Here is a 22,780-nt window from a genome sequence, read left to right on the forward strand (position 1 = left end):
CATGGGGTTCATTCTCTTGTACAGCGTATTTTTTAGATTCAACATTTTTTAATTCTTATTTTGCAAAAGTTCTTTCTTTGTAACTTTTCTTGTAACTGTTCAGTAGGTCTGCGCACTTGCTGCGCTGACCGTAAGAAAACATAGGCTGGAAGGCAAAAATCCCATCAGCGAAGCTGATCTGGAATGGATTTTTGCACGTAACTATGAAGGTACTGAATAGTTACCTTTTCTTTTTACCAGGTCTTCCTCATGTATAAAAGTCCTGCCAGGTCTGCCAGCACCCAGCCGATCGGGATCGCCATCCAGATTCCTGTCTCGCTGAGGGATGTGGCAGAGAGCACGTAGGCCAGTAACACACGGATTCCGAGGGAGATCACTGTAAGCACCACCGACATCTCCGCCCTCTTGATCGCCCTGTAATATCCGTAAAGCAGGAACAGGCAGCCGATTCCAAAATAGAACGCGCCCTCGATCCTGAGATAACGGACGCCGGAGGCGATGACCGCCGTCTCTGCGGAGCTCACGAAGATCTGCATGAGCGGTGCCGCGAAGGCAAAGACCAGCGCTGAGATCACAAGGCTGAATGCCGTGCTGATGGCAAAGGATTCCTTTGTGCCGCGGCGGATCCGTTCTTTATTTCCCGCGCCGTAGTTCTGGGCAACGAAGGTCGAATAGGCATTTCCAAAGTCCTGAACCGGCAGATACGCGAAGGTGTCGATCTTTACTGCCGCCGCGAAAGCCGCCATGGTGGTGGCGCCAAAGCTGTTTACAAGCCCCTGCACCATGAGGATTCCGAAGTTCATAACCGACTGCTGCAGGCAGGTCAGGGAGGAAAGGCCCGCGATCTCCTTTAAGATTCCGCCGTCAAAGCAAAGATCCTTTCTCTCCGGAAGAAGGCTTCTGCATCGGAAAAGAACATAGAGCAGGATCCCGATTCCGGATACATACTGGGCAAAGATCGTCGCATAGGCCGCACCGGCGATTCCCCAATGGAAGACCGCCACAAATAAAAGATCCCACGCGATGTTCAAGATCGCGGATACCGCAAGAAACACCAGCGGAACCGTAGAGTTTCCCAGCGCCCTTAACAGGCAGGAGAAGAAATTATAGAGGGACGTGGCGAGCAGACCTGCGAAAATGATCAGCAGATACTCCCTCATACCGCCCCAGACCTCCTCAGGAACCCGTAAGAAGTTTAAGATCGGATCAATGAAAATATAGACAACTGCGTTCAAAACAAGCGTTACAGCGAGGATCAGGCCGCAGGCGTGGGCGATGGAGGACTTCAGTGCCCTCTCATCTCCCTTTCCCCGGTAGATGGAAAACAGCGCGCCGGAGCCCATACTGAGTCCCAGAAAGATCGAGGTCAGGAATGTCATCAGCGTATACGACGAGCCGACCGCCGCCAGCGCATTTTTTCCGAGCACTCTCCCGATGATCAGGGTATCCGCAATATTGTAGAACTGCTGTAAAAGATTTCCTGCCATCATGGGCAGGGCAAATAAAAGAAGGGAGCGTGAGATGCTCCCCTTTGTAAGATCATGGTACATGGAAACTCACTCCGTTATCACAGATTTATAAACGTACTGCACAGATATTTCACTGCACCGTACAGTTCTTCCATCATAGCATGATTCCTGTTCTTTTACAAGGTGATCCCCACAGTCAAAGTCCTGTCAGCTTCCGCCGCGTTTTCATATAGACCGGTCACTCACAGCCATGTACCTTATCAGCACCGCCCTTTACGCAGGCGCAGACTTTGGCTCGTTGTTCGCGTAAACAAAAAGAAGGCAGAATCCACACCAGCTCGATTCTGCCTTCTGCTATTTTTATGTTGCTTAGATCACACCAGTCATCTTCAGAATGATCTGTGCGATGATCGTGGAGCCCAGGAATGTTCCTGCGAAAGTAAAGATCGCTACGATCACGATCGCAAGTCCCTGTTCCTTGAAGGTATCCACATCCTTGCCAATGGAAATTCCCGCATATGCAAGGATCGGAGTGCAGAGCGGAAGAAGTCCGATCTTTCCAATCTGTTCGATCGCATAATCTGCGATCGGGCTGACACCCGGGATCGTGATCAGGATCGCGATAAATGAGATATAAGCGATCGCCGGAAGATTCTTCGGTGAAACCTTATTGATCAGCTCATAAATGATACAGCCCACCAGCGTGCATAAAAGAAGAAGCACGAGCCCGGGCACTGCCTCAAGCGGGGTTACCGGGTTTCCGGCCTTTGATGTACTGATAAAATTGCCGATGGATGCGAAGATGCATACAAGGACAAGACATTTGATTCTTTTAAACCATACTGCTGCGTCCATATGGATCCCTCCTATTCTTCCCCGGCTGCTTTAACTTTTACCTTAGCGCCGATCGGGAGTCCGTCTTTATAATGCCTGTTGTTCTTTGTAAACAGCTTATACATGAATTCACACATTGGAAGTGCGATGAAAAGACTCATATAAAGGCCATCCACACTGCTCAGCATATTTGAGGTCGCCGCATAAGCAGTGATCTCCGCTTCCATATCCGGATATGCCTCAACGACTGCCGCAAGGCTGGCAGAAAGCATGGATGCGGAACCTGTTCCACACGCCATTCCAAGCGCGTACGGATGGAAGATATTTAAGGAGCAGAGGAGGGAAACAAAGATACCGTTGAACATGGTTCCGAATACAGTACCTGTGATATATCCACCCATAACACCGATTCCTTCATCTGAATCAAGACCGTATTTATCGGCAACGACCGCAAGGGAGCTCTCTCTTGAAATAGAGAAGGAAGTTCCAATTGCAGCGCGTCCCATATGGAATACAAATACGGCGATCGGGAGCGCTAAAACCGCAGTTCCCAGATTTCCGAATTCCTGAAGGATCAGCGCCGGTCCGGCTTTGACAACCGCGCCGAGGTTCGGTCCGATCGTGGATGCGATCTTTGCTGTCAGCATCATAACGCTGATTCCAATATACGGTGATGCTTCTGTCATCATCTTCTGTGGAATCATTTTCGCGATTCCAAGGATTGCTCCAAGGATCAGTACATACAGCATCGGAAACAGTGAGAAGGACAAAGGCCCGAAACTGAATTTTTTGGTGCCGATAAATTCGGCAATTACGGTGAGTACGAAAGCAAGTGCATGGATACGCCAGTCAGCCATATGCTCTTTCATATTCAATCCCTCCTTTTCTTTTTCGGCAGCCGCATCGAAATCCAACAACTACCCTTTTTCGCCTCTGCATGTTTCACTTTTGCTGAAATCATGTACCTGTACCATGTCCGTTCAGACAAAAAACACGTCTCTTTTCCGCAAACATTTGTCCGCAACGCAGAAACATTTTAACATTGATTCTATCAGATTCCCGGGAAAATGCAAGCATTTTTTGGCTTGTTTCGCGAAAAATACCGTGGTGATCAGGTACTGTATCACAGTATGCGATTTGTTTTTTCTATGTTTCATATTGTGGAATCTCTTTTGTATCATGGAATTTCCTGCTAAACAAAAAAGTTCCATCAGCCTTGTATTCAGCTGACAGAACTTTTTTATACGGTCTGTGCACGAGCCAGGAACATTATTCCCACATCATACTGATGGGTATCTTCTCTACTGTGACTCCTTCGTCAGTGTCACGTTCATATACTGATACGGGATCTCGATCCCTTCCCGGTCAAATGTGAGTTTGATCTCCTCCGTGATCGCCCATTTTGTTTTCCAATAGTCCTCACAGAGCACCCAGCCTCTCGCGCTCAAGTTCACGCTGCTGTCTCCGAGGCTGTCCACGATCACCTGGATATCCTGGTCTTTCATGATATATGGATTCTCCTCAAAGATCTGTTTCAGAACGTTTTTCGCCTTTAAGAGATCCGAGGAATATCCGATCCCGACGTTGATGATCAGGCGGCGTTTTCCCATTCTCGTGAGGTTTGTGAGCGGTGCGCTCGATACCGAGCTGTTCGGGATCGTGATCACGCGGTTGTCGATCGTCAAAAGTGTCGTGTATACAAGACCGATCGTCTCGACCGTTCCCTCACCTGCCGATGTGCTGATATAATCCCCGACCTTAAACGGTTTTAAGAGCAGGATCAGCGTTCCGCCTGCGAAATTTGAGAGTGTATTCTGCATCGCAAGGCTGAATGCCAGCGTTACGGTACCGATAACCGCAACGAAGGACGTTGTCTTGATCCCCAGCTGGTCCGCTGCCATGAACACCATGACTCCGAAGAGGACGGCGTGCAGCAGCATATCCAGAAACTTCTTTAACGTGATCTCCACGCCGGCGCGGTCCATGATCTGCCCTGCTGCGGTCCGGACCATCCGAATCACGCGGAGACCGACAAATACGATCACCGCGGTCCAGAAGATCCTGGTCCCGTATTTGATGGCCGTCGTAGTAAGAAAATCCAGTGTGTATTCTTTCATGTCTGTTTCCCTGCTGTTTTTCGGACATTTTCATGCCCTGTATTTTTCTGTCTAGCCTTTGTTTCTTTTTCCCGTCTGGCTCTCCCGCGCCGTCTTTATGATCTGCCCGACTTTCTCAGAGATCACATCCAGCGGACTCGCCGGTATCTTTACGGACGGCTGCTTCGCCGGACGTTTTTTCTTTTCCGCCGGTTTCTTCTTTCCCGTCACAGGTTCTTCCTCATACGGGGTACAGGAGAATACCGCCACGGACATCGGAGCCAGGTTGATCACGATCGAGTTTTCTCTCGCGTCCCACTCCTCTTTCTTCGACATCTTGACTCTCGGATTTACCATGCCACTGCCGCCGAACTGCTTCGCGTCGCTGTTCAGGATCTCCTTGTACTTTCCGGCAAACGGAACTCCGAGGCGGAATTTCTCATGTTCCACCGAGACAAAGTTACAGACAAAGAGCAGTGTCTCCTCCAGTTTGTCCGTCTTTCTCTCGAAGATCACGATATTCTCGTCATTGTAAGTGCAGTTGATCCACTCGAAGCCTTCCGGCTCATAGTCCATTTTATAGAGAGCCGGCTGTGTGCGGTACAGGTGGTTTAACGCCTTCACATAATCCCTCATCTGGCTGTGGATATCGTACTTCAAGAGTCCCCATTCCAGACTCTCCTTCTCGTTCCACTCGTCCATCTGACCGAAATCCTGGCCCATAAAGAGCAGTTTCTTACCAGGATGCCCCATCATGAACCCATAGGCGGTACGGAGGTTTGCGAACTTTTTCTCCTGGGTGTCCCCCGGCATTTTTCCGGCCATGGAACCTTTTCCGTGGACCACCTCATCGTGTGAGAATACGAGAACAAACTTCTCACTGTATGCGTACAGCATGCTGAAAGTCAGCTCTCCATAATGGTCATGGCGGAAATACGGGTCGCACTGCATGTAATCGAGGAAATCATTCATCCAGCCCATATTCCACTTGAAGTCAAAGCCGAGTCCTCCGTCATTCTCATCGCCGGAAACCTTCGGCCATGCTGTGGATTCCTCCGCGATCAGAACTGCGCCCTCTGTGTCCCGTGCAAAGATGGAATTCAGGTGTTTCAGGAATTCCACCGCCTCCAGGTTCTCATTTCCGCCGTACATGTTCGCGATCCACTCGCCCGCGTTCTTTCCATAATCAAGATACAGCATGGATGCCACAGCGTCCATCCGGATCCCGTCGGCGTGAAACTCCCTCGCCCAGTATAAAGCGTTGGAGATCAGGAAGTTCGATACCTGCGGACGGCCGTAATTGTAGATCAGCGTTCCCCAGTGCGGATGTGATCCCTGGCGCGGGTCCTTGTGCTCGTAGAGACAGGTCCCGTCAAAGGCCGCGAGACCATGCGCATCACGCGGGAAATGGGCCGGAACCCAGTCGAGGATGACGCCGATCCCCTCTTTATGCATATAGTCCATAAACGCCTTAAAATCGTCCGGAGTCCCGAAACGACTCGTCGGCGCATAGTAACCGGTCACCTGGTAACCCCAGGACTCATCGAGCGGGTGCTCCATCACCGGGAGAAGCTCCACATGGGTGTAGCCCATCTCCTTGACGTAAGCAGCAAGTTTTTCCGCGATCTCCCTGTAATTATAAAACTGGCTGCCGTTGATGTCATCCCCATTTTCATCCTGAGCTACCGGTTTCTGCATCCAGGAGCCGAGATGGACCTCATAGATCGACATCGGCGAGTCCTTCAGCCGGTCTTTTGCCGCTTTTCTCTTTTCGATCCACTCGCCATCGTTCCACTGATAATCAGTCATATCCCAGATCACGGATGCCGTATTCGGTCGGAGCTCTGAGAAATTCGCATACGGATCCGCCTTTAACATCGGATCTCCCGCTTTTGTCTTGATCTCATATTTATAGATCGCACCCGGCTTCAGTCCCGGAATAAAGATCTCATAGATCCCAGACGGTCCGCGTTTTTTCATCTGGTGGCGTCTTCCGTCCCAGAAGTTGAAGTCGCCCACAACACTGACACGCATCGCATCCGGCGCCCAGACTGCAAAGTGCACTCCGGAGATCCCGGCTTCCACGGTCGGGTGCGCGCCAAACTTTTGATAGGAATCATAATAGATCCCGGCGCCGAATTTCTTTACTTCCTCCTCGGTAAACGCGGTGTAGAACTGGTAACTGTAGGGATCCACGATCTCCTCACTGTCCCCGTCCTCGTAAGTCACGAGAAAATGGTACGGCACTAACTCCAGACGGTCCTCAAGAAGGACTGCGAAGAATCCGTTCTCATCCGCCATCTCCATCGGAAAGCTTTCTTCCCCGATCTTTACGGAGACTTTCGCCGCATTCGGAAGGAACGCCTGGATCAGAAGTCCTTCCTTTATTACATGTTCCCCTAAAAGCCGTCCCGGATCGCTCGCCTCAGAATATACGAGTTCCTCGATCCCGGCCCAGTCCATCAGATCATATAAGATTTTTTCCATAAGCACTCCCCCTATCGTGTTCCAATGCCGTTTTCCGGCATGGTCCACAAAGACCTGTCCATTTCTGGAATTTTCTGCGGCTGCGGATATCTGTTTCCTGATGTCCGAAGCCATTTTTTTCTTAACAATATTTTAGCATCATCATCTCTCTGATACAAGTGGCAGTATCGGCAAATATCCGTTTTTCCATCCTCATGGCGCTCCCGCATATTTTCCCATTAAAAAATTCCTTACCTTTTTCGAAATTCTCTTGCGAAACTTGACAATTTATCATAAACTCTTTATTGTATGTTGTGATGCCAGGGTCAAAAGTCCGGAAATCCGATGCCGGCTTGCCTGCAGGAAGATTTTTGAATCTGGGATCTGCCAAAAACAGGAATGTTTTTGAGTATATTAGTCAAACGAGGTTATCATCTTTATATGGAAAATAACGGAAAAGAAAAGAAAGAAAAAACAGGCTGGGTAGCGGAGCTGATCAGCTGGGTCCAGGTTCTTGTATCCGCCGCCGTCATTGCCTTCGTTCTCACGACTTTTGTCATCGCAAACAGTGAGATCCCGACCGGTTCCATGGAAAACACCATCATGGCAGGAAGCCGCGTCATCGGCTCCAGGCTGCACTACAAATTCGCAGATCCGGAACGCGGAGATGTCGCGATCTTCGTCTTTGGCTGGCAATGCCCGGAATGCAACGCCATCATCGAAGGCGACAAGCAGGATACCTGCCCGGCCTGCGGTTCCGAAGTTGGAAAACGTGGTCATACGATCTACTATGTAAAGCGTGTGATCGGTATGCCGGGTGATGTCATCGATATCATCGACGATAAGGTCTATCTGAACGGTTCCGACACTCCGCTCGACGAGCCGTATCTGGCAGAACCAATGAACCAGCATGAAACTTACCATTTTGAAGTTCCGGAAAACTGCTACTTTATGATGGGCGACAACCGAAATTATTCTCTGGATGCCCGCTACTGGCAGAATCACTACATTTCCAGAGACAAGATGGTTGCAAAGGTATTCTTCGAATACTTCCCGACACCGAAGGTAATCCACTAATCGGCAAAATCCGCGACCACAACGGTATCATACGGAATTTTCAGTTCAGAAAATTCCTACCCATGAAAAGTAACAAATATTTCACTTACACAGGAGACAAATTATGAAAAAGGTTGTAAAGTTCGGCGGCAGCTCTCTCGCGAGTGCACGTCAGTTTAAAAAAGTAAAGGCGATCATCGACGCCGATAAGACACGCTGCTATGTCGTTCCGTCCGCTCCGGGAAAGAGAGACAGCAAAGACACAAAAGTAACTGACATGTTATACCAGTGCTACGATGCAGCCAGCACAGGACAGAGCTACAAGCGCATTCTCGACCAGATCAAAAAGCGCTACACAGACATCATCGACGGTCTTGAGCTCAACTTAAACCTTGACTTTGAATTTTCAAAGATCGAAGAAAATTTCTTAAATAAAGTCGGACGCGACTATGCGGCTTCCAGAGGAGAATATTTAAACGGTCTCATCATGGCAAACTACCTCGGATTCACCTTCGTGGACGCGGCTGACGTGATCCGTTTCGATGCAGACGGAAACTTCCTCTCTGAGGAAACAAACGAGGAGATGAGAGAACACCTCGCTTCCTTAAAGCAGGCTGTCATCCCGGGATTCTACGGTGCTAAGCCGGATGGAACAATCCACACCTTCTCCCGCGGCGGCTCCGATATCACAGGTTCCATCGTTGCCCGTGCGATCCAGGCTGATCTCTATGAGAACTGGACCGATGTCTCCGGTTTCCTTGTCGCTGACCCGAGGATCGTCGACAATCCGGCTCCGATCGAAACGATCACTTACACAGAGCTCCGTGAGCTCTCCTACATGGGCGCAAGCGTTCTCCACGAGGATGCGATCTTCCCGGTAAGAAAAGAGGGAATCCCGATCAACATCCGCAACACAAACCGTCCGGAAGATCCGGGTACCATGATCGTTGAGAACACCAGCAAACGCCCGCGCTACACGATCACAGGCGTTGCAGGAAAGAAAGGCTTCTGCGCAATGAACATCGACAAGGCGATGATGAACTCCGAAGTCGGTTTTGGGAGAAAAGTCCTTGAGGTCTTTGAGAAGAACGGCATCTCCTTCGAACATATGCCGTCCGGGATCGATACGATGTCCGTTCTCGTCCATCAGGATGAGTTCCAGGAGAGAGAGCAGTCCGTTCTTGCAGGAATCCAGCGTGCAGTTCACCCGGATATCGTGACTCTCGAGTCCGATCTCGCAGTGATCGCAGTCGTAGGACGCGGCATGAAAGCAATGCGCGGGACTGCTGCAAGAATCTTCGCAGCACTTGCACACGCAAAGATCAACGTTAAGATGATCGACCAGGGATCCAGTGAACTGAACATCATCATCGGTGTCGCAGATGACGATTTCGAGCCGGCGATCCGCGCGATCTATGATATTTTTGTAAAGACAGAGTTATAAGGGATCGCAATTCCATAAATTCTTAAAAATCCCCATGCACCGGTGAATGTTTCATAGCGGTGTGTGGGGATTTTTTTAATGAATCATCTTCGCACGAGTGTACATCTCAGACACGCAGTGCCTCTTTATTGAATAAAAAATTTTCTAAACAAGCGAAAACAAGCTTCGCGAGTTTCCACTTGTTATCGCTACAGTCGCCAAGTTCTCGCGCAAGCGCGGACTTTGACTCGTTGTTCGCGTAAAATAAAACTCCCCACACCGGTCATGTCCTCCGGTACAGGGAGCTTTTCTTGTCACTTTTCAATTCTTTATTCCGACTTGACTTCCTTCCACAGCGCACTGTAGAGGTCATCCGCCTCGGTTCCGAGATAACTGTATACCTCAGAGTTTTCCAGCTTATCGGTATCCGGGAATACAGCTTTGTTCTCCTGATATTCCGGATCCAGAAGGTCGAACGCAGCCTTGTTCGGCGTCGCGTAGGTGATGTACTCGAAGTTCTTCACCGCGATATCCGGACGGCAGAGGAAGTTGATCCACTTCTCCGCATTCTCTTTGTTCTTCGCATTGTACGGGATCACCCAGGAATCGATCCAGATGTTTGTTCCCTCTTCCGGAAGTACATACTCCAGATCATAATCAAGATTCAGCGTCTCCGCCTCCTCCTGCAGATAGAGCAGCTCACCGGAATAGATGACTCCTACCGCCGCCTCACCGTTCAACATCTTGTCGCGGACCTGATCCACGACATAGGCCTGTACGAGCGGTTTCTGTGCGAGAAGCAGCTTCTTCGCCTCCTGGAGCTCCGCCTCATCGGTCGTATTCATCGAATAGCCGAGTTCCTTGAGCGCCACCATAAAGGCGTCGCGGACGCTGTCCTGCATCAGGATCTCGCCCTTTAAGCGCTCATCCCAGAGATCCGACCATTTCGTCGGTGCCGGAACTCCGAGTTCTTCCAGTTTCTGGACATTGTAGATGATCCCGACGGTTCCCCATGTATACGGAACAGAATAGCGGTTATCCGGGTCAAATGCCTTCGACTTTTCAAGGTAAACCTGGTCGATGTTTTTGATGTTCGGAACATTGTCAAAATTGATCTCCGCAAGAAGTCCGTTCTCCGCCATCTTCTGGATCATATAGTCGGATGGACATACGACGTCGTAATTCACGCCGCCGGCCTCGATGACCGGGTACATCTCCTCGTTCGTCTCGAAAAGGTCATAGGTCACATGGATCCCGGTCTCCGCCTCAAATTCGTCTATCACGCTCTCATCGATGTATTCGCCCCAGTTGTATACATAGAGCTCATCCGAGTGGGAGGAAGAAAAGTGCAGGTAGCTGGTATATGCCACGCTTCCAACGATCAGGAAGGAGGCAAACACGATCGCTGCCTTTCCGGTCCATGCCGGTTTCTTTCCACGGTCCGGTGCTGCGTTCGGTCCAAAGCTGCCCGCTCCCGCCTTCGCCTGCGGTTTTGCCGGAGCAAAGTTTGTAATGAGCAGCAGCGCGAGCACAGTCACAAAGATCACTGTGGAGAGCGCGTACATGGACGGCTTGATGCCGCGGCGCACCTCACTGTAGATCAGCGTGGACAGGGTGTTGATCCCGGCGCCTTTTGTGAAGTGGGTGATGATAAAATCATCCAGAGACATCGTAAACGCCATCAGGAAGCCCGATAACACGCCCGGAAGGATATCAGGGAAGACAACCTTGAAAAACGCCTTTACAGGGCCTGCTCCGAGGTCCATGGCCGCCTCGTAAGTGTTCCGGCTCGTCTGTTTTAGCTTCGGCATAACGCTTAACATCACATACGGCACGTTGAACGTGATGTGCGCAAAAAGGATCGTCTTGAATCCCAGGGAGATACCGAACGCGATGAACATCAGCATCAGGGAGATACCGGTCACGATATCGGAGTTTAACATCGGGATGTTGTTGAGTCCCATGCAGATCGTTCTCGGGAGCTTCTTCATCGAGGAGATCCCGATCGCCGCGGCCGTTCCGAGGATCGTCGCGATCAGCGCCGACAGGAAGGCAATCAGCAGCGTATTATAGAGGGCGTCCATGATCGACGCGCTCTCAAACATCTGTTTATACCACTGTAACGTGAACCCGCCCCACTGGGATCTCGATTTCGAGCTGTTGAAGGACAGGACCATCATGACGAGGATCGGTGCATATAAGAAGATCAGTACCAGCACCAGATAAAAATCCTCAAAAAATTTCTTCAGTCTTTCTCTTACGGTTTTCATCAGAATGCAGTGCCCTCCCCATTCTTATCGTATTTTGCGATCATGGTCATGCTGAGAAGGATGAAGATCATGAGCACCATGGAAAGTCCGGCACCGAGGTTCCAGTTGCTTCCCTTTGTAAATTCCTGCTCGATGACGTTTCCGATGAGCAGGATCTTGCTGCCGCCCAGGAGGTTTGAAATAACGAACGTCGTGAGCGCCGGGACAAACACCATCGTGATCCCGCTGACAATGCCCGGAACGCTCAACGGGATCAGGATCTTTGTGAGTGTCTGGTAATTATCCGCTCCGAGGTCCCGCGCAGCATTGATCACATTATCATCGATCTTCACGAGTGTGTTGTAGATCGGCAGGACCATGAACGGCAGGAAATTGTAGACCATGCCGAGAATGATCGCCGCCGGAGTATTGATGATCGCAACATTCGGCAGATGCAGCAGCGTGAGGAAGGTATTGATCACACCGTTCTTCTCAAGCAGGGTCTGCCACGCCATGGTTCTTAAAAGGAAGTTCATCCACATCGGAAGGATAAAGATAAACACCACAAAGCTTCCTTTTCCGATATGGCGCTTTCTTAAGATCAGCGCCAGCGGATATGCGAGGATCAGACAGATCACCGTGCTGACACCCGCGAGAAGTAAGGACAGCCACAGCGCCTTTAAATGCTCGGAGGAACCGATCGCCAGGATATTTGCCAGCGTGAACGCGCCGCTGCGGTCCGTCAGACCATAGTAAAATACCATGAGCAGCGGGATCACGGTAAATCCCGCCATCCATATGATATAAGGATAAGCCAGAAATCTGGATGCTTTTCTATTCATTGACTCCAACGGCCTCCTCGTCCTCGGACTCCGGCTTGTTCATGATCTGGATATCGAACGGATCCACATGAATGCCGACTTTCTGTCCGACCGGGAACATGTCCGTGCTGTGGACCAGCCACTCGTAGCCGTCCGGGGTCGTAACTTCCATCTCGTAGTGTACGCCTTTGAAGATCAGGTGTGTAACAACGCCCTGGAGAGTGCCGTTCTCCGGCTTCACAAGATCGATATCCTCCGGCCGGATCACCACGTCGACCGGCTTGTTGTTTCCGAATCCTTTATCCACACAGGCGAATTTCGCGCCGAAGATCTCCACAAGCTCGTCGTGGATCATCGTTCCACCCACGATATTGCTCTCGCCGATAAAGTCCGCGACAAAGGCATTTTCCGGCTCATTGTAGATCTGCTCCGGCGTTCCCATCTGCTGGATATAGCCCTGGTTCATGACAACGATCGTGTCGGACATCGTGAGCGCCTCTTCCTGGTCGTGGGTGACATAGATAAAGGTGATTCCCAGCTCATTTTTCAGGCGGATCAGCTCATATTGCATGTCCTGGCGGAGCTTCAGGTCGAGAGCGCCGAGCGGCTCGTCGAGAAGCAGAAGCTTCGGCTCGTTTACGATCGCGCGGGCGATGGCAATCCGCTGCTGCTGGCCGCCGCTTAAAGAATCCACGCTCCGGTTCTCAAATCCGTCAAGGTTTACAAGTTTCAATGCATATTTGATCTTATCATCAATATAGCTCTTCGATTTGCCTTTGATCTTCAGACCGAACGCGATATTCTCCGCAATACTCATGTGCGTGAACAGGGCGTACTTCTGAAACACTGTATTTAACTGGCGCTTGTTCGGCGGCATATTTGTGATGTCTTCCCCATCAAAGATCACCTGACCTTTATCCGGTTTTTCAAACCCACCGATGATTCTTAAGGTCGTTGTCTTTCCGCAGCCGCTCGGACCAAGCAGCGTCACGAAGGAGTTTTCCTTTACGGAAAGGCTCAGATCGTCGAGGATCAGATCCCCGTCATAACTCTTAAAAATATGGGACAAATCAATGAGCGGATGCTCCATTCCTTTTTCCTCCTGATGTAAACAGATTTCATACGATAGATTCCACTGTTTTTGTGTTCGGCTTGAATGTATTTTTATACATGGTTTTCTTCAGATATACGAAAACGGCAAAATGCCTATCATAGTATATTTACGCATGGTTTTCCCGTTCTGTCAATAGATTTCTCTTGTTTCTTTTTCCTGTTGTTTGTACATGATCGCATCCATACAATTTTCAGATTTCAGTTAACAAACCGGTCAGATTATGATAAAATGAGTATATCTATGAATCTCCGGAGGAGGTTGGCAAAATCGGCAGTTTTGCGTCTCCGGACATCGAAAGCAAAGGGGAATTTACCTATGACTGGAAAATACATGGCCTATGTTGGCTCTTATTCCTATACGGGAAAGGCAAAAGGGATCACCGTATATGATGTTGATGTGGAGGCAGGAAAATTCATCTACCGCTGCGAAGTGGAAGTGGACAACTCTTCCTATCTGAAATCATCCCAGAACGGAAAAATCCTGTACTCTATCGCCGATGAGGGCGTTGTCGCGTTCCGCGTTCTTCCAAATGGAAGTCTCGCACGTTTAAACAGTGCTAAGATCAAGGGCATGCGCGGATGCCACCTTTCTACGAGCAAAGCAGATGACTATATCTTTATCTCCGGTTTCCACGATGGAAAGATCACGGTCCTTCATCTGAACGAGGACGGATCGGTCGGAGATATCGCCGACGGTGTCTTCCACAAGGGACTTGGCTCCGTCGCTGAGCGAAGCTTCCGTCCGCATGTGAGCTGCAGCCGCCTGACTCCGGACGAGCGCTTCTTAATGGTCGCAGACCTCGGGATCGACCAGATCAAAGTTTACCGTTTTGACCATAAGGACGGAAAGATCGCTCTCGTGGACACGATCCGCTGTGAGCTCGAATCCGCCCCGAAATATTTCATGTTCAGCTCCGACGGCCGTTTCTTCTATGTCCTGTATGAGATGAAAAATGTGATCGAGGTTTATTCCTATAAAGAAGGCGAACGTGTTCCGATCGTCGAGAAGATCCAGACGATCTCATCCACAGGAAGCAAACCGAACCAGCTGACCGCTGCCTGTGCGATGCATTTCTCCCCGGATGAGAAACATGTATTCTGCAGCAATGCCGGCGACAATACGGTGTCCATGTACGACCGCGATGATGAGACCGGAATGCTGACCCTGCGCTTCTGTCTTCCGATCAGCGGGGATTATCCGAAGGATATCGCGATCTTCCCGGGCGGAGAACATCTCGCTTCTATCAACCACGAGGGAAGTATTTCCTTCTTTAAGATCGACTATGAAAAAGGTCTTCTTGTCATGAGCGACCGCAGCATCAAGGTCAATGAGCCGAACTGCTGTGAAATTGTAAAGATTGGAGATTAAAATAACATGGCAGCAGGTTCTACCATCGGCACAATATTTAAAGTAACAACCTGGGGAGAATCCCACGGAAAAGCCATCGGCGTTGTCGTTGACGGCTGCCCGGCGGGACTTCCTTTAGAGGAATCCGATATCCAGAAACTTTTAGACCGAAGGAAACCGGGACAGAGCCGCTTTACGACCCAGCGAAAAGAGGGAGATGAGGTCGAGATCCTCTCCGGCGTTTTCGAGGGAAAGACAACCGGAACCCCGATCTCCATGATCGTGCGGAACACAGACCAGCGTTCCAAAGACTACTCCAATATCGCTTCCTGTTTCCGCCCGGGACATGCCGACTACACGTTTGAGGAAAAATACGGATTCCGCGATTACCGCGGCGGCGGACGTTCCTCCGCCCGTGAGACGATCGGCCGTGTTGCGGCGGGTGCGATCGCTGAAAAGTTCTTAAAACAGTTAAATATTTCTGTGACTGCCTATGCGAAATCGATCGGTCCGGTTGAGGTATCCCCGGAGCGCATGGACCTTTCAGCGATCCCGAATAACCGGTTCTGTCTCCCGGATGCGGACTCCGCAAAGGAGGCGGAGCACTATCTTGACCAGAAGATCGCAGAATGTGACTCCGTCGGCGGAGTCGTTGAGTGTGTGATCTCCGGTCTTCCGGCCGGTCTCGGTGAGCCGGTCTTCGAAAAGCTGGATGCCAACCTCGCAAAAGCGATCCTCTCGATCGGTGCTGTCAAAGGTTTTGAGATCGGAGACGGATTTGCCGCGACGAAAGCGTGCGGATCGGAAAATAACGATGAATTCCGTATGGATGGAGATAAGATCGTGAAGGAGACGAACCATGCCGGCGGCGTTCTCGGCGGCATCAGCGACGGAAGTGATGTGATCTTCCGCGCCGCATTCAAGCCGACTCCATCGATCGCAAAATCCCAGGAGACAGTGACAAAGGACGGCGAGAATATCGATCTCGTGATCCACGGTCGTCACGACCCGGTGGTTGTTCCGAGAGCTGTTGTTGTAGTCGAATCTATGGCTGCGATCACCGCGATGGATATGCTCTTAATGTCCATGACTTCCAGACTTGACCTGATCCAGATGTTCTTCCAGGTGGAGAATGTCGATGATTCACCGGAACAGTAATATTGATCCGATTCCCACATGGCAGAGAGTCTGCTCTCTGTTCATGGAATAATAGTAAATAACAGGAGAAGAAAGAAATGAAAATCGCAATCGCTAACGACCACTCAGCTGTAGAGCTGAAAAACATCATCAAGGAGCACCTCGAGAGCAATGGCTACGAAGTATTAAACCTCGGAACAGACTCCACAGAGAGCTGTGATTACCCGGTATACGGTGAGAAGGTTGGCCGCGCAGTCGCTGACGGCGAAGCAGATCTCGGAATTGCCATCTGCGGAACCGGCGTCGGCATCTCTTTAGCTGCCAACAAGGTAAAAGGCATCCGCGCATGTGTCTGCAGCGAGCCGTACACCGCAAAGCTTTCCAGAATGCATAACAACTCCAACATTCTCGCGTTTGGTGCACGCGTTGTCGGAAGTGAGCTCGCAAAGATGATCGTTGACGAGTGGCTGAACGCAAGCTTTGAGGGCGGCCGCCACCAGAGACGTGTGGATATGATCATGGATATTGAGAATAAGTAATTGACGATAAAAACCCCCGAAGTGTACCAGACTTCGGGGGTTTTGTTTTATCTTCTGTTCGCCTTCTCCACATGAATGCTCTTACCTTTGATCTTCACATGGTTCATCGCATCCATGACGATATCGGCCTGGTCCTTCGGTACTTCGACGAAGGTGTATTTGTCGTACATATCGATGCTGCCGACAAGACGGCCCGGGATTCCGGATTCTCCGGCGATCGCGCCTAAAATGTCTCCCGGCTTCACATTCTGGTTCTTTCCGAGGTTGATGAACAGTCTCGTCATGCCGCCTCTGGCATTCTTTCTGTCCACATATTCCTCGTCATCGCCTCTGCCGCGTCTGCGTCCGTTTCTTCCGCGGTCATTTCTGCCGCCGCGGCGGTCGAGATCATCAAGGTCGCGGAGCGGTCTTCCCTCATCCACGATATCCTCGTAGTCATCTCCCATCGCCATCTTTAAGAACGCTGCTGCGAGCTCTAAGGAAGTATAATCCTCCGCGAGCAGGCGCTTTTCGATAATATCTGTCATGCGCTCGAGGTCGCTGTCCTCACCGATATGCTGCTGCACATCGTCCAAGATTTTCTCCGCCTTGATCGCTGTGACGTCATCTAAGGACGGGATCGGCTGCGGAACGATCTTTGTCTTACAGAATCTCTGGATGTCACGGAGTTTGTAGACTTCGCTTCCGACTGCAAGGCTGAACGCACGTCCCTCTCTTCCGGCACGTCCGGTACGCCCGATTCTGTGTACATAATACTCGTCATCCTGCGGGATATCGTAGTTGAATACCGCTTCCACGTCGTCCACATCGATTCCTCGTGCAGCGACATCCGTTGCAACAAGGATCTCGGTCGCTCCGTTCCGGAAGCTGCTCATAACGCGGTCTCGCTGCTCCTGCTTTAAGTCTCCGTGAAGACCTTCCGCGAAATATCCGCGTCCCTGAAGCGCCTGTACCAGCTCATCTACCTGCTTTTTCGTGTTGCAGAATGCAACAGAGAGCTTCGGGGAATAGAGGTCCAACAGACGGCACATTACTTCCACTTTGTTTCTCGGTTTTACTTCATAATAATACTGGGTTACCTTCGGAACCGTCAGTTCCTTCTTTACGACCTGGACCATCTTCGGGTCTTTCTGGAACTTCTGGGCAATCTGGGCGATCGCGTGCGGCATCGTCGCGGAGAACATCACGGTCTGGCGCTCCTCCGGAAGTTCACCGAGGATCGTCTCCATGTCCTCAAGGAATCCCATGTTTAACATCTCATCCGCCTCATCGAGAACGACCGTGTGGATCGCATCGGTGCGGATCGTCTTTCTTCTCATGTGGTCCATCACACGTCCCGGGGTTCCGACGATGATCTGGACTCCGCCCTTTAAGGAACGGATCTGCTTTACGATTTCCTGTCCGCCGTATACCGGGAGGATCTTGATCCCGGACATATATTTCGCAAGACGGCGAAGTTCTTCCGCTACCTGGATCGCAAGTTCTCTTGTCGGGCAGAGGATCATTGCCTGTGTCTTTCTGTTTTCCGGATCCATCTTCATAAGAAGCGGGATTCCAAACGCTGCTGTCTTACCGGTTCCTGTCTGGGCCTGACCGATCATATCGTGGCCTTCCATCTCAACCGGGATCGCCTGGGCCTGGATCGGGGACGCTGCCTCAAATCCCATATCGGTAACTGCGCGGAGGATCCGCGGGTCTAAATTAAGTTCATCAAATCTGATTGTTTCCATTCAATATCCTTTCTGTTTTGTCTGCATAACGATTCCATGCCTCGGATATATTCCTATATCATATGGAATTTTCCATTCAGAAAATTCCTGCCCGTGAAAAGTCCCGATATTTCTTCCTTACTTTTCTATAACGATTCACCCGGATTCCCGGATTTCCATACCGGTCACAGAATTCTATATACAATGCTGACGGCTGCCTTTTGATTTCCAGCCGTGCGGGGTGCAAATGTAAAATATCTTATAACATAGAAAGAAAAAAGTCAAGCAAAAGCCTGCAAGGAAACAGAAAACCCCGGAAAACATGTTTTTGACGCCATGTTTTCCGGGGAAACTGCCTGATTTGCAGTGTTTCGGTCATACGTGAAATAATCTGAACAACTGCCTGTATCATGTCATAAAATGATTCTTTTTATAACCGTGTATGATTCTTTCCGCTATACACGGTAAATGAACATCCTCTACACCTCTTTTTTATGGTAGCACAGATATCCGAACGCCGCCGCAACGCCAACCGAGTAGATCACGAAGGTGCATGCAAACGGAAGCTTTGCATTTACAGAATAGATAAATCCGGCTGTCAGGGAACCCGCGATACTTCCCAGGGACTGGGTCGCGTTGAAGAATCCCATGACAAGGTTTTTCTGTTTCGGATCCGCCTGATTCGCCACCATGTTCTGGAGGACCGGGACGCTGACGGAGTAACCCGCATAGACAAGGATGCTGAAGAAGATGAAGATTCCGATATTCACGGAGATCAACGTTCCGATCGCCGCCAGCGCACAGAAGGCGGTGAGGACGACCATGGACTTTTTGACATTCGTCTTTTTGATGATCCAGATGCAGAGACTCATATTTGCGATAAAGGATACGAAACCAACGCCTGCCTTGATAATTCCGTTGTAGGAGGAAGTCAGACCAAGCTGTGCCTTTAAGTAATAGTTGAAAGCCTGGTCAAAACCGGTATTTCCGAAGTTGATAAAGATATTGATCGCGAACAGGAACACAAACGCCATGCACATAAAGTTTTTGCTGTCGATGAACGCCTGGAACGGATTTGCCTCTTTCATGAGCTGTTTTGCCGGAATATCCTTTAAATTTGCGGTACTGTCCGGCTCGCAGATCATAAAGAACGCAACTGCGACCGCGATCAGGGTTCCCGCCTGCACCAGGAATGCCAGCCGAACGGAAGACTCGCCTAAGAAGCCGCCGATCATATAGCCGAACGCGCTGGCCACACTCTTGATCGTCGCGCTGTAAGTCAGATATTTTCCCTGGTCTTCCGGGTTTGACTTGTTTACGATGTAAGTCAGGAAGCTTACAAAGATCCCACCGGTAAAGAGTCCCGCGAACATTCTCGCGAGGATGATCATGAGTTCCGTAGTCGCGTAGGCGAACCAGATCTGTGCCACGCCGTATCCAAGACAGCAGATCAATAAGGAAAGTCGCGAGGAAATATAGTTATTGATCTTTCCCCAGAACGGCGACAGCAGGAAATTCGTGATCAGCATGACTGCCAGCGCCACGCCAAACATATAGTCGTGGAGGTGGAGTTCCTGGATCACCGTCGGCGTTACCGGATGGGCAAAGTTCGCTGCCAGGTTGAATACGACCATGGCGGCGAAAAAGGCGAAAAATCTCATTTTGTACTTCATAGGCGGTGTCTTCCTTTGTCTTTATTCAATTTCTGCCGGGCAGGCATTTCCAGTCGGCAACATTGCCTGCATCATGGCACACAGAGCCATATTGCAATCCGGATGCGTTTATCCATCAAGAACTGTTCTATCTTTTCTGTATTTACTTCACTTTTTACAGAAAATTCGCATAATTCAAGTTTAAACGGATACAGTCGAAATGTCAAGCGCAAAACATCGCGGTGACCACTGCTGTTAAATAAAAAATACCTCTGAAGCAGATCTGTTTTTTCAACCAGTCTGCTTCAGAGGTATCTTCTCACATATCATGTTTCCCATGCGTCTGAGCGGGATTTCACGGCATCTTTTCTAAAAGTTTTCTTCTGCCCATCTTCGTCTCCTGCAGATCAGACTTTAAACCGGTAGCCGACTCCCCAGATCGTCTCGATATACTGCGGTTTTGCCGTATTCATCTCGATCTTTTCACGGATCTTCTTAATGTGGACTGTGACGGTCGCAATATCGCCGATGGATTCCATATCCCAGATCTTTGAGAAGAGTTCTTCCTTTGTAAATACATGGTTCGGGTTCTGGGCGAGGAACGCCAGAAGGTCGAATTCCTTTGTCGTAAAGTTCTTCTCCTCGCCGTTTACATAGACGCGGCGGGCGGTCTTATCGATCTTTAAGCCACGGATCTCGATAATGTCGTTTGCCGGGGTTCCGCTTCCGATCAGTCTCTCGTAACGGGAAAGATGGGCTTTGACTCTCGCTACCATCTCACTCGGGCTGAACGGCTTGGTGATATAATCATCCGCGCCAAGGCCGAGACCGCGGATCTTGTCGATATCGTCTTTTTTCGCGGAGATCATGATGATCGGGGTGTTTTTTGTCTCCCTGATCTTTTTGCAGATTTCAAATCCATCAACGCCCGGAAGCATCAGATCCAGGATAAAAAGATCAAATTCTTCCGACATGGCTCTCTTTAAGCCTGCTTCCCCATCATTTTCTATTTCAACTTCAAAGCCCGATAATTCCAGATAGTCTTTCTCGAGCTCTGCAATACTTTCCTCATCTTCCACGATCAGAATTTTGCTCATATTGTTGTTTCCTCCTATTAATCTGCTGTCGTCTTTCTCAGCACAAAATGGATCTCTGTTCCGATCCCTTCCTTGCTCGTCGCCCAGATCTTTCCGCCGTGATCCTCGATGATCTTCTTTACGATGGAAAGTCCGATGCCGCTTCCGCCCTTGCTGGAATTTCTCGAAGAATCAGTCCGGTAGAACCTGTCAAAGATGTACGGAAGCTCCTTCTGGCCGATCCCCTTTCCATTATCCTCGATCTCGATCTGGACAAAATCACCGACATCAAGAATCCGGATATTGATGATCCCATGCTTTTTGTCCATATATTTCAATGAATTTCCGATGATGTTGTTGATCACGCGCTTCATCTGCTCCGCGTCGGCGATTACCATCACGTCCTCATCCACAAAGTTAAAGTAGCCGAGCTCGATTCCTCTCGCTTCAAGCTCCAGGCCGACTTCCTCCACACAGTCACGGAAATAGTTTGCCACATTGATCTTTGAAAATGTGTACGGGATCTTATTTGTGTCGATCTTTGAGTAGAATGTCAGCTCATTGATCAGACGGTCCATATCATTCGCCTTATTGTAGATCGTCCGGATATATTTGTCCCGTTTCTCCGGCGAGGACGCGACACCTTCCATCAGTCCTTCCGCGTATCCCTTGATCGCTGTGATCGGGGTCTTTAAGTCGTGGGAGATGTTGCTGATCAGTTCCTTGCTCTCTTTGTCGTACTGGATCTTCTCCTCCGTGGATTCCTTCAGCCGGATCCTCATCTCCTCAAAGTTCTGGCAGAGCTGCCCGATCTCATCATCATCCTCAACGTCAAGAGTAAAGTCCAGATTGCCGTCACGGATCTGTTTTGTCGCCTCCTGGAGCTTTCCGATCGGCCATAAGATCGACCGGTATACCCACGCCGTCAGCATACCTCCGGTGATAAAAAGGATCATCGCACTGCTGAGGAACATCTCCGTGATCAGGGATTTTACCTCCGGGATCACATCCACCACGTTTGTCACGAGATAGATCCCGATCCGGCATCCATCCGAAAGTTCAAATTCACGCTGTTTGATCAGGTGTTCCGTATTCTTATCCAGATAATTTCCCCACGAATCCACATCATTGATCTCCGCATAATCCGAGATCTGGCTCTCGAGCGCCGATGCCGCTTCCTCATTTCCCGAATAGAAGAGTTTTCCATTCTTTGTCACCATCAAAAAGGAATGCTTTAATTTCATCTGGTCATTCAGCGTTGCCAGATAAGTCAGGTCCTCGAAGTCAGACGGATCATTTTTGATCTCCTCCTCGATCTCTTTCTGGATACTCTCTGTCAGATGGCTGAACACGCGGATCGACGCGCCTGCCGAGAGATCCACCTGGCCGACTCCATATGTCTCACTAAATACCCGGTTCTGATATGTGCTGAGTCCCATGATCGCGATATAGATCAGGATGATCGGCACCACCGTGATCGTACAAAAGGTTACCAGTAATTTTGTTCGTATTTTCATGAGCGTCCGCGCGCTCCCTTCTTATTTTTCATCCGGTCTTCCGGTCATTCATCCGTTGTCAGGACTCCTGTCTGTATACAGAAAACCGACATATGATAAGTATAGCACAACTCAGGGGTGGTGTTTATAAAAGTATTCTAAAATGTGGAATCTTCACGTTGTTATCGCGACAGTCGCCAGAGTCTTACGGAATCGCGGACTTTGGCTCATTGTTCGCGTAATATAGAAACAACGGCACAGTTTCCCGAACACCCCGGGGACTGTGCCGCTGCTTC

The 22,780-nt window shown here is 49.9% G+C and carries 17 protein-coding genes; 5 read left to right on the top strand and 12 right to left on the bottom strand.

What is annotated here, in order from left to right; translation table 11 throughout:
• Positions 1–233: 233 nt before the first annotated feature.
• The 5 genes from ACI3EW_RS13910 to glgB all read right to left on the bottom strand — a co-directional run bounded on the left by ACI3EW_RS13910 (position 234) and on the right by glgB (position 6,886).
• On the bottom strand, positions 234–1,550 hold the full coding sequence (locus tag ACI3EW_RS13910) for an MATE family efflux transporter (protein WP_405580117.1): 1,317 nt from the start codon (positions 1,548–1,550) through the stop codon (positions 234–236).
• Between the two features lie 288 nt (positions 1,551–1,838).
• Positions 1,839–2,324: a DUF340 domain-containing protein gene (locus ACI3EW_RS13915; protein ID WP_118530867.1), complete on the bottom strand. Its 486-nt coding sequence runs from the start codon at positions 2,322–2,324 to the stop codon at positions 1,839–1,841.
• 11 nt (positions 2,325–2,335) lie between these two features.
• Positions 2,336–3,172, bottom strand: a complete 837-nt coding sequence (locus tag ACI3EW_RS13920; RefSeq protein ID WP_117485796.1) for a DUF3100 domain-containing protein — start codon at positions 3,170–3,172, stop codon at positions 2,336–2,338.
• A 432-nt stretch (positions 3,173–3,604) separates the two neighbouring features.
• Positions 3,605–4,420, bottom strand: coding sequence for a mechanosensitive ion channel family protein (locus ACI3EW_RS13925; protein ID WP_118530871.1), 816 nt, complete (start codon positions 4,418–4,420; stop codon positions 3,605–3,607).
• Between the two features lie 51 nt (positions 4,421–4,471).
• Complete coding sequence (gene glgB / locus ACI3EW_RS13930; protein WP_405580112.1) at positions 4,472–6,886, bottom strand: 1,4-alpha-glucan branching protein GlgB; 2,415 nt, start codon at positions 6,884–6,886, stop codon at positions 4,472–4,474.
• A 420-nt stretch (positions 6,887–7,306) separates the two neighbouring features.
• Between glgB and lepB the strand changes: the two genes are divergently transcribed.
• Positions 7,307–7,942 (top strand): signal peptidase I, encoded by a 636-nt coding sequence (gene lepB / locus ACI3EW_RS13935; RefSeq protein ID WP_118530873.1) that lies wholly within the window; start codon positions 7,307–7,309, stop codon positions 7,940–7,942.
• Between the two features lie 103 nt (positions 7,943–8,045).
• Positions 8,046–9,365, top strand: coding sequence for an aspartate kinase (locus ACI3EW_RS13940; RefSeq protein WP_405580109.1), 1,320 nt, complete (start codon positions 8,046–8,048; stop codon positions 9,363–9,365).
• 308 nt (positions 9,366–9,673) lie between these two features.
• Here the strand turns inward: ACI3EW_RS13940 and ACI3EW_RS13945 are convergent, their stop codons facing one another.
• Genes ACI3EW_RS13945 through ACI3EW_RS13955 form a run of 3 tightly spaced genes read right to left on the bottom strand, consistent with a single transcriptional unit; the run spans position 9,674 to position 13,504 of the window.
• Positions 9,674–11,614, bottom strand: coding sequence for an extracellular solute-binding protein (locus ACI3EW_RS13945; RefSeq protein ID WP_405580106.1), 1,941 nt, complete (start codon positions 11,612–11,614; stop codon positions 9,674–9,676).
• Entirely contained in the window at positions 11,614–12,435 is an 822-nt protein-coding gene (locus tag ACI3EW_RS13950) for an ABC transporter permease (protein ID WP_118530879.1), read from the bottom strand. The genes ACI3EW_RS13945 and ACI3EW_RS13950 overlap by 1 nt, the downstream gene beginning before the upstream one ends.
• Complete coding sequence (locus ACI3EW_RS13955) at positions 12,428–13,504, bottom strand: ABC transporter ATP-binding protein (RefSeq protein ID WP_118322549.1); 1,077 nt, start codon at positions 13,502–13,504, stop codon at positions 12,428–12,430. Before ACI3EW_RS13955 ends, ACI3EW_RS13950 begins: the two co-directional genes overlap by 8 nt.
• A 339-nt stretch (positions 13,505–13,843) precedes the next feature.
• Here ACI3EW_RS13955 and ACI3EW_RS13960 point away from each other — a divergent pair, with 339 nt between their 5' ends.
• The 3 genes from ACI3EW_RS13960 (at position 13,844) to rpiB (ending at position 16,551) form a co-directional block, all read left to right on the top strand.
• Positions 13,844–14,896 carry a lactonase family protein gene (locus tag ACI3EW_RS13960; RefSeq protein ID WP_118530881.1) on the top strand — a complete coding sequence of 351 codons (1,053 nt, stop codon included), beginning with the start codon at positions 13,844–13,846 and terminating at the stop codon, positions 14,894–14,896.
• Between the two features lie 6 nt (positions 14,897–14,902).
• Positions 14,903–16,033, top strand: a complete 1,131-nt coding sequence (gene aroC, locus ACI3EW_RS13965) for a chorismate synthase (RefSeq protein WP_405580100.1) — start codon at positions 14,903–14,905, stop codon at positions 16,031–16,033.
• A 77-nt stretch (positions 16,034–16,110) separates the two neighbouring features.
• Positions 16,111–16,551: a ribose 5-phosphate isomerase B gene (rpiB, locus tag ACI3EW_RS13970; protein WP_118530885.1), complete on the top strand. Its 441-nt coding sequence runs from the start codon at positions 16,111–16,113 to the stop codon at positions 16,549–16,551.
• A 47-nt stretch (positions 16,552–16,598) separates the two neighbouring features.
• Here the strand turns inward: rpiB and ACI3EW_RS13975 are convergent, their stop codons facing one another.
• The 4 genes from ACI3EW_RS13975 to ACI3EW_RS13990 form a co-directional block, all read right to left on the bottom strand.
• Positions 16,599–18,281 carry a DEAD/DEAH box helicase gene (locus ACI3EW_RS13975; protein ID WP_405580096.1) on the bottom strand — a complete coding sequence of 561 codons (1,683 nt, stop codon included), beginning with the start codon at positions 18,279–18,281 and terminating at the stop codon, positions 16,599–16,601.
• Between the two features lie 458 nt (positions 18,282–18,739).
• On the bottom strand, positions 18,740–19,933 hold the full coding sequence (locus ACI3EW_RS13980) for an MFS transporter (protein ID WP_118530887.1): 1,194 nt from the start codon (positions 19,931–19,933) through the stop codon (positions 18,740–18,742).
• Between the two features lie 386 nt (positions 19,934–20,319).
• On the bottom strand, positions 20,320–21,009 hold the full coding sequence (locus ACI3EW_RS13985; RefSeq protein ID WP_118297167.1) for a response regulator transcription factor: 690 nt from the start codon (positions 21,007–21,009) through the stop codon (positions 20,320–20,322).
• Positions 21,010–21,026: 17 nt separating this feature from the next.
• On the bottom strand, positions 21,027–22,505 hold the full coding sequence (locus tag ACI3EW_RS13990; RefSeq protein ID WP_118297168.1) for a sensor histidine kinase: 1,479 nt from the start codon (positions 22,503–22,505) through the stop codon (positions 21,027–21,029).
• Between the last annotated feature and the right edge of the window lie 275 nt (positions 22,506–22,780).

This window comes from Pilosibacter rotomagensis (assembly GCF_045062245.2).
Classification (GTDB): Bacteria; Bacillota; Clostridia; order Lachnospirales; family Lachnospiraceae; genus Pilosibacter.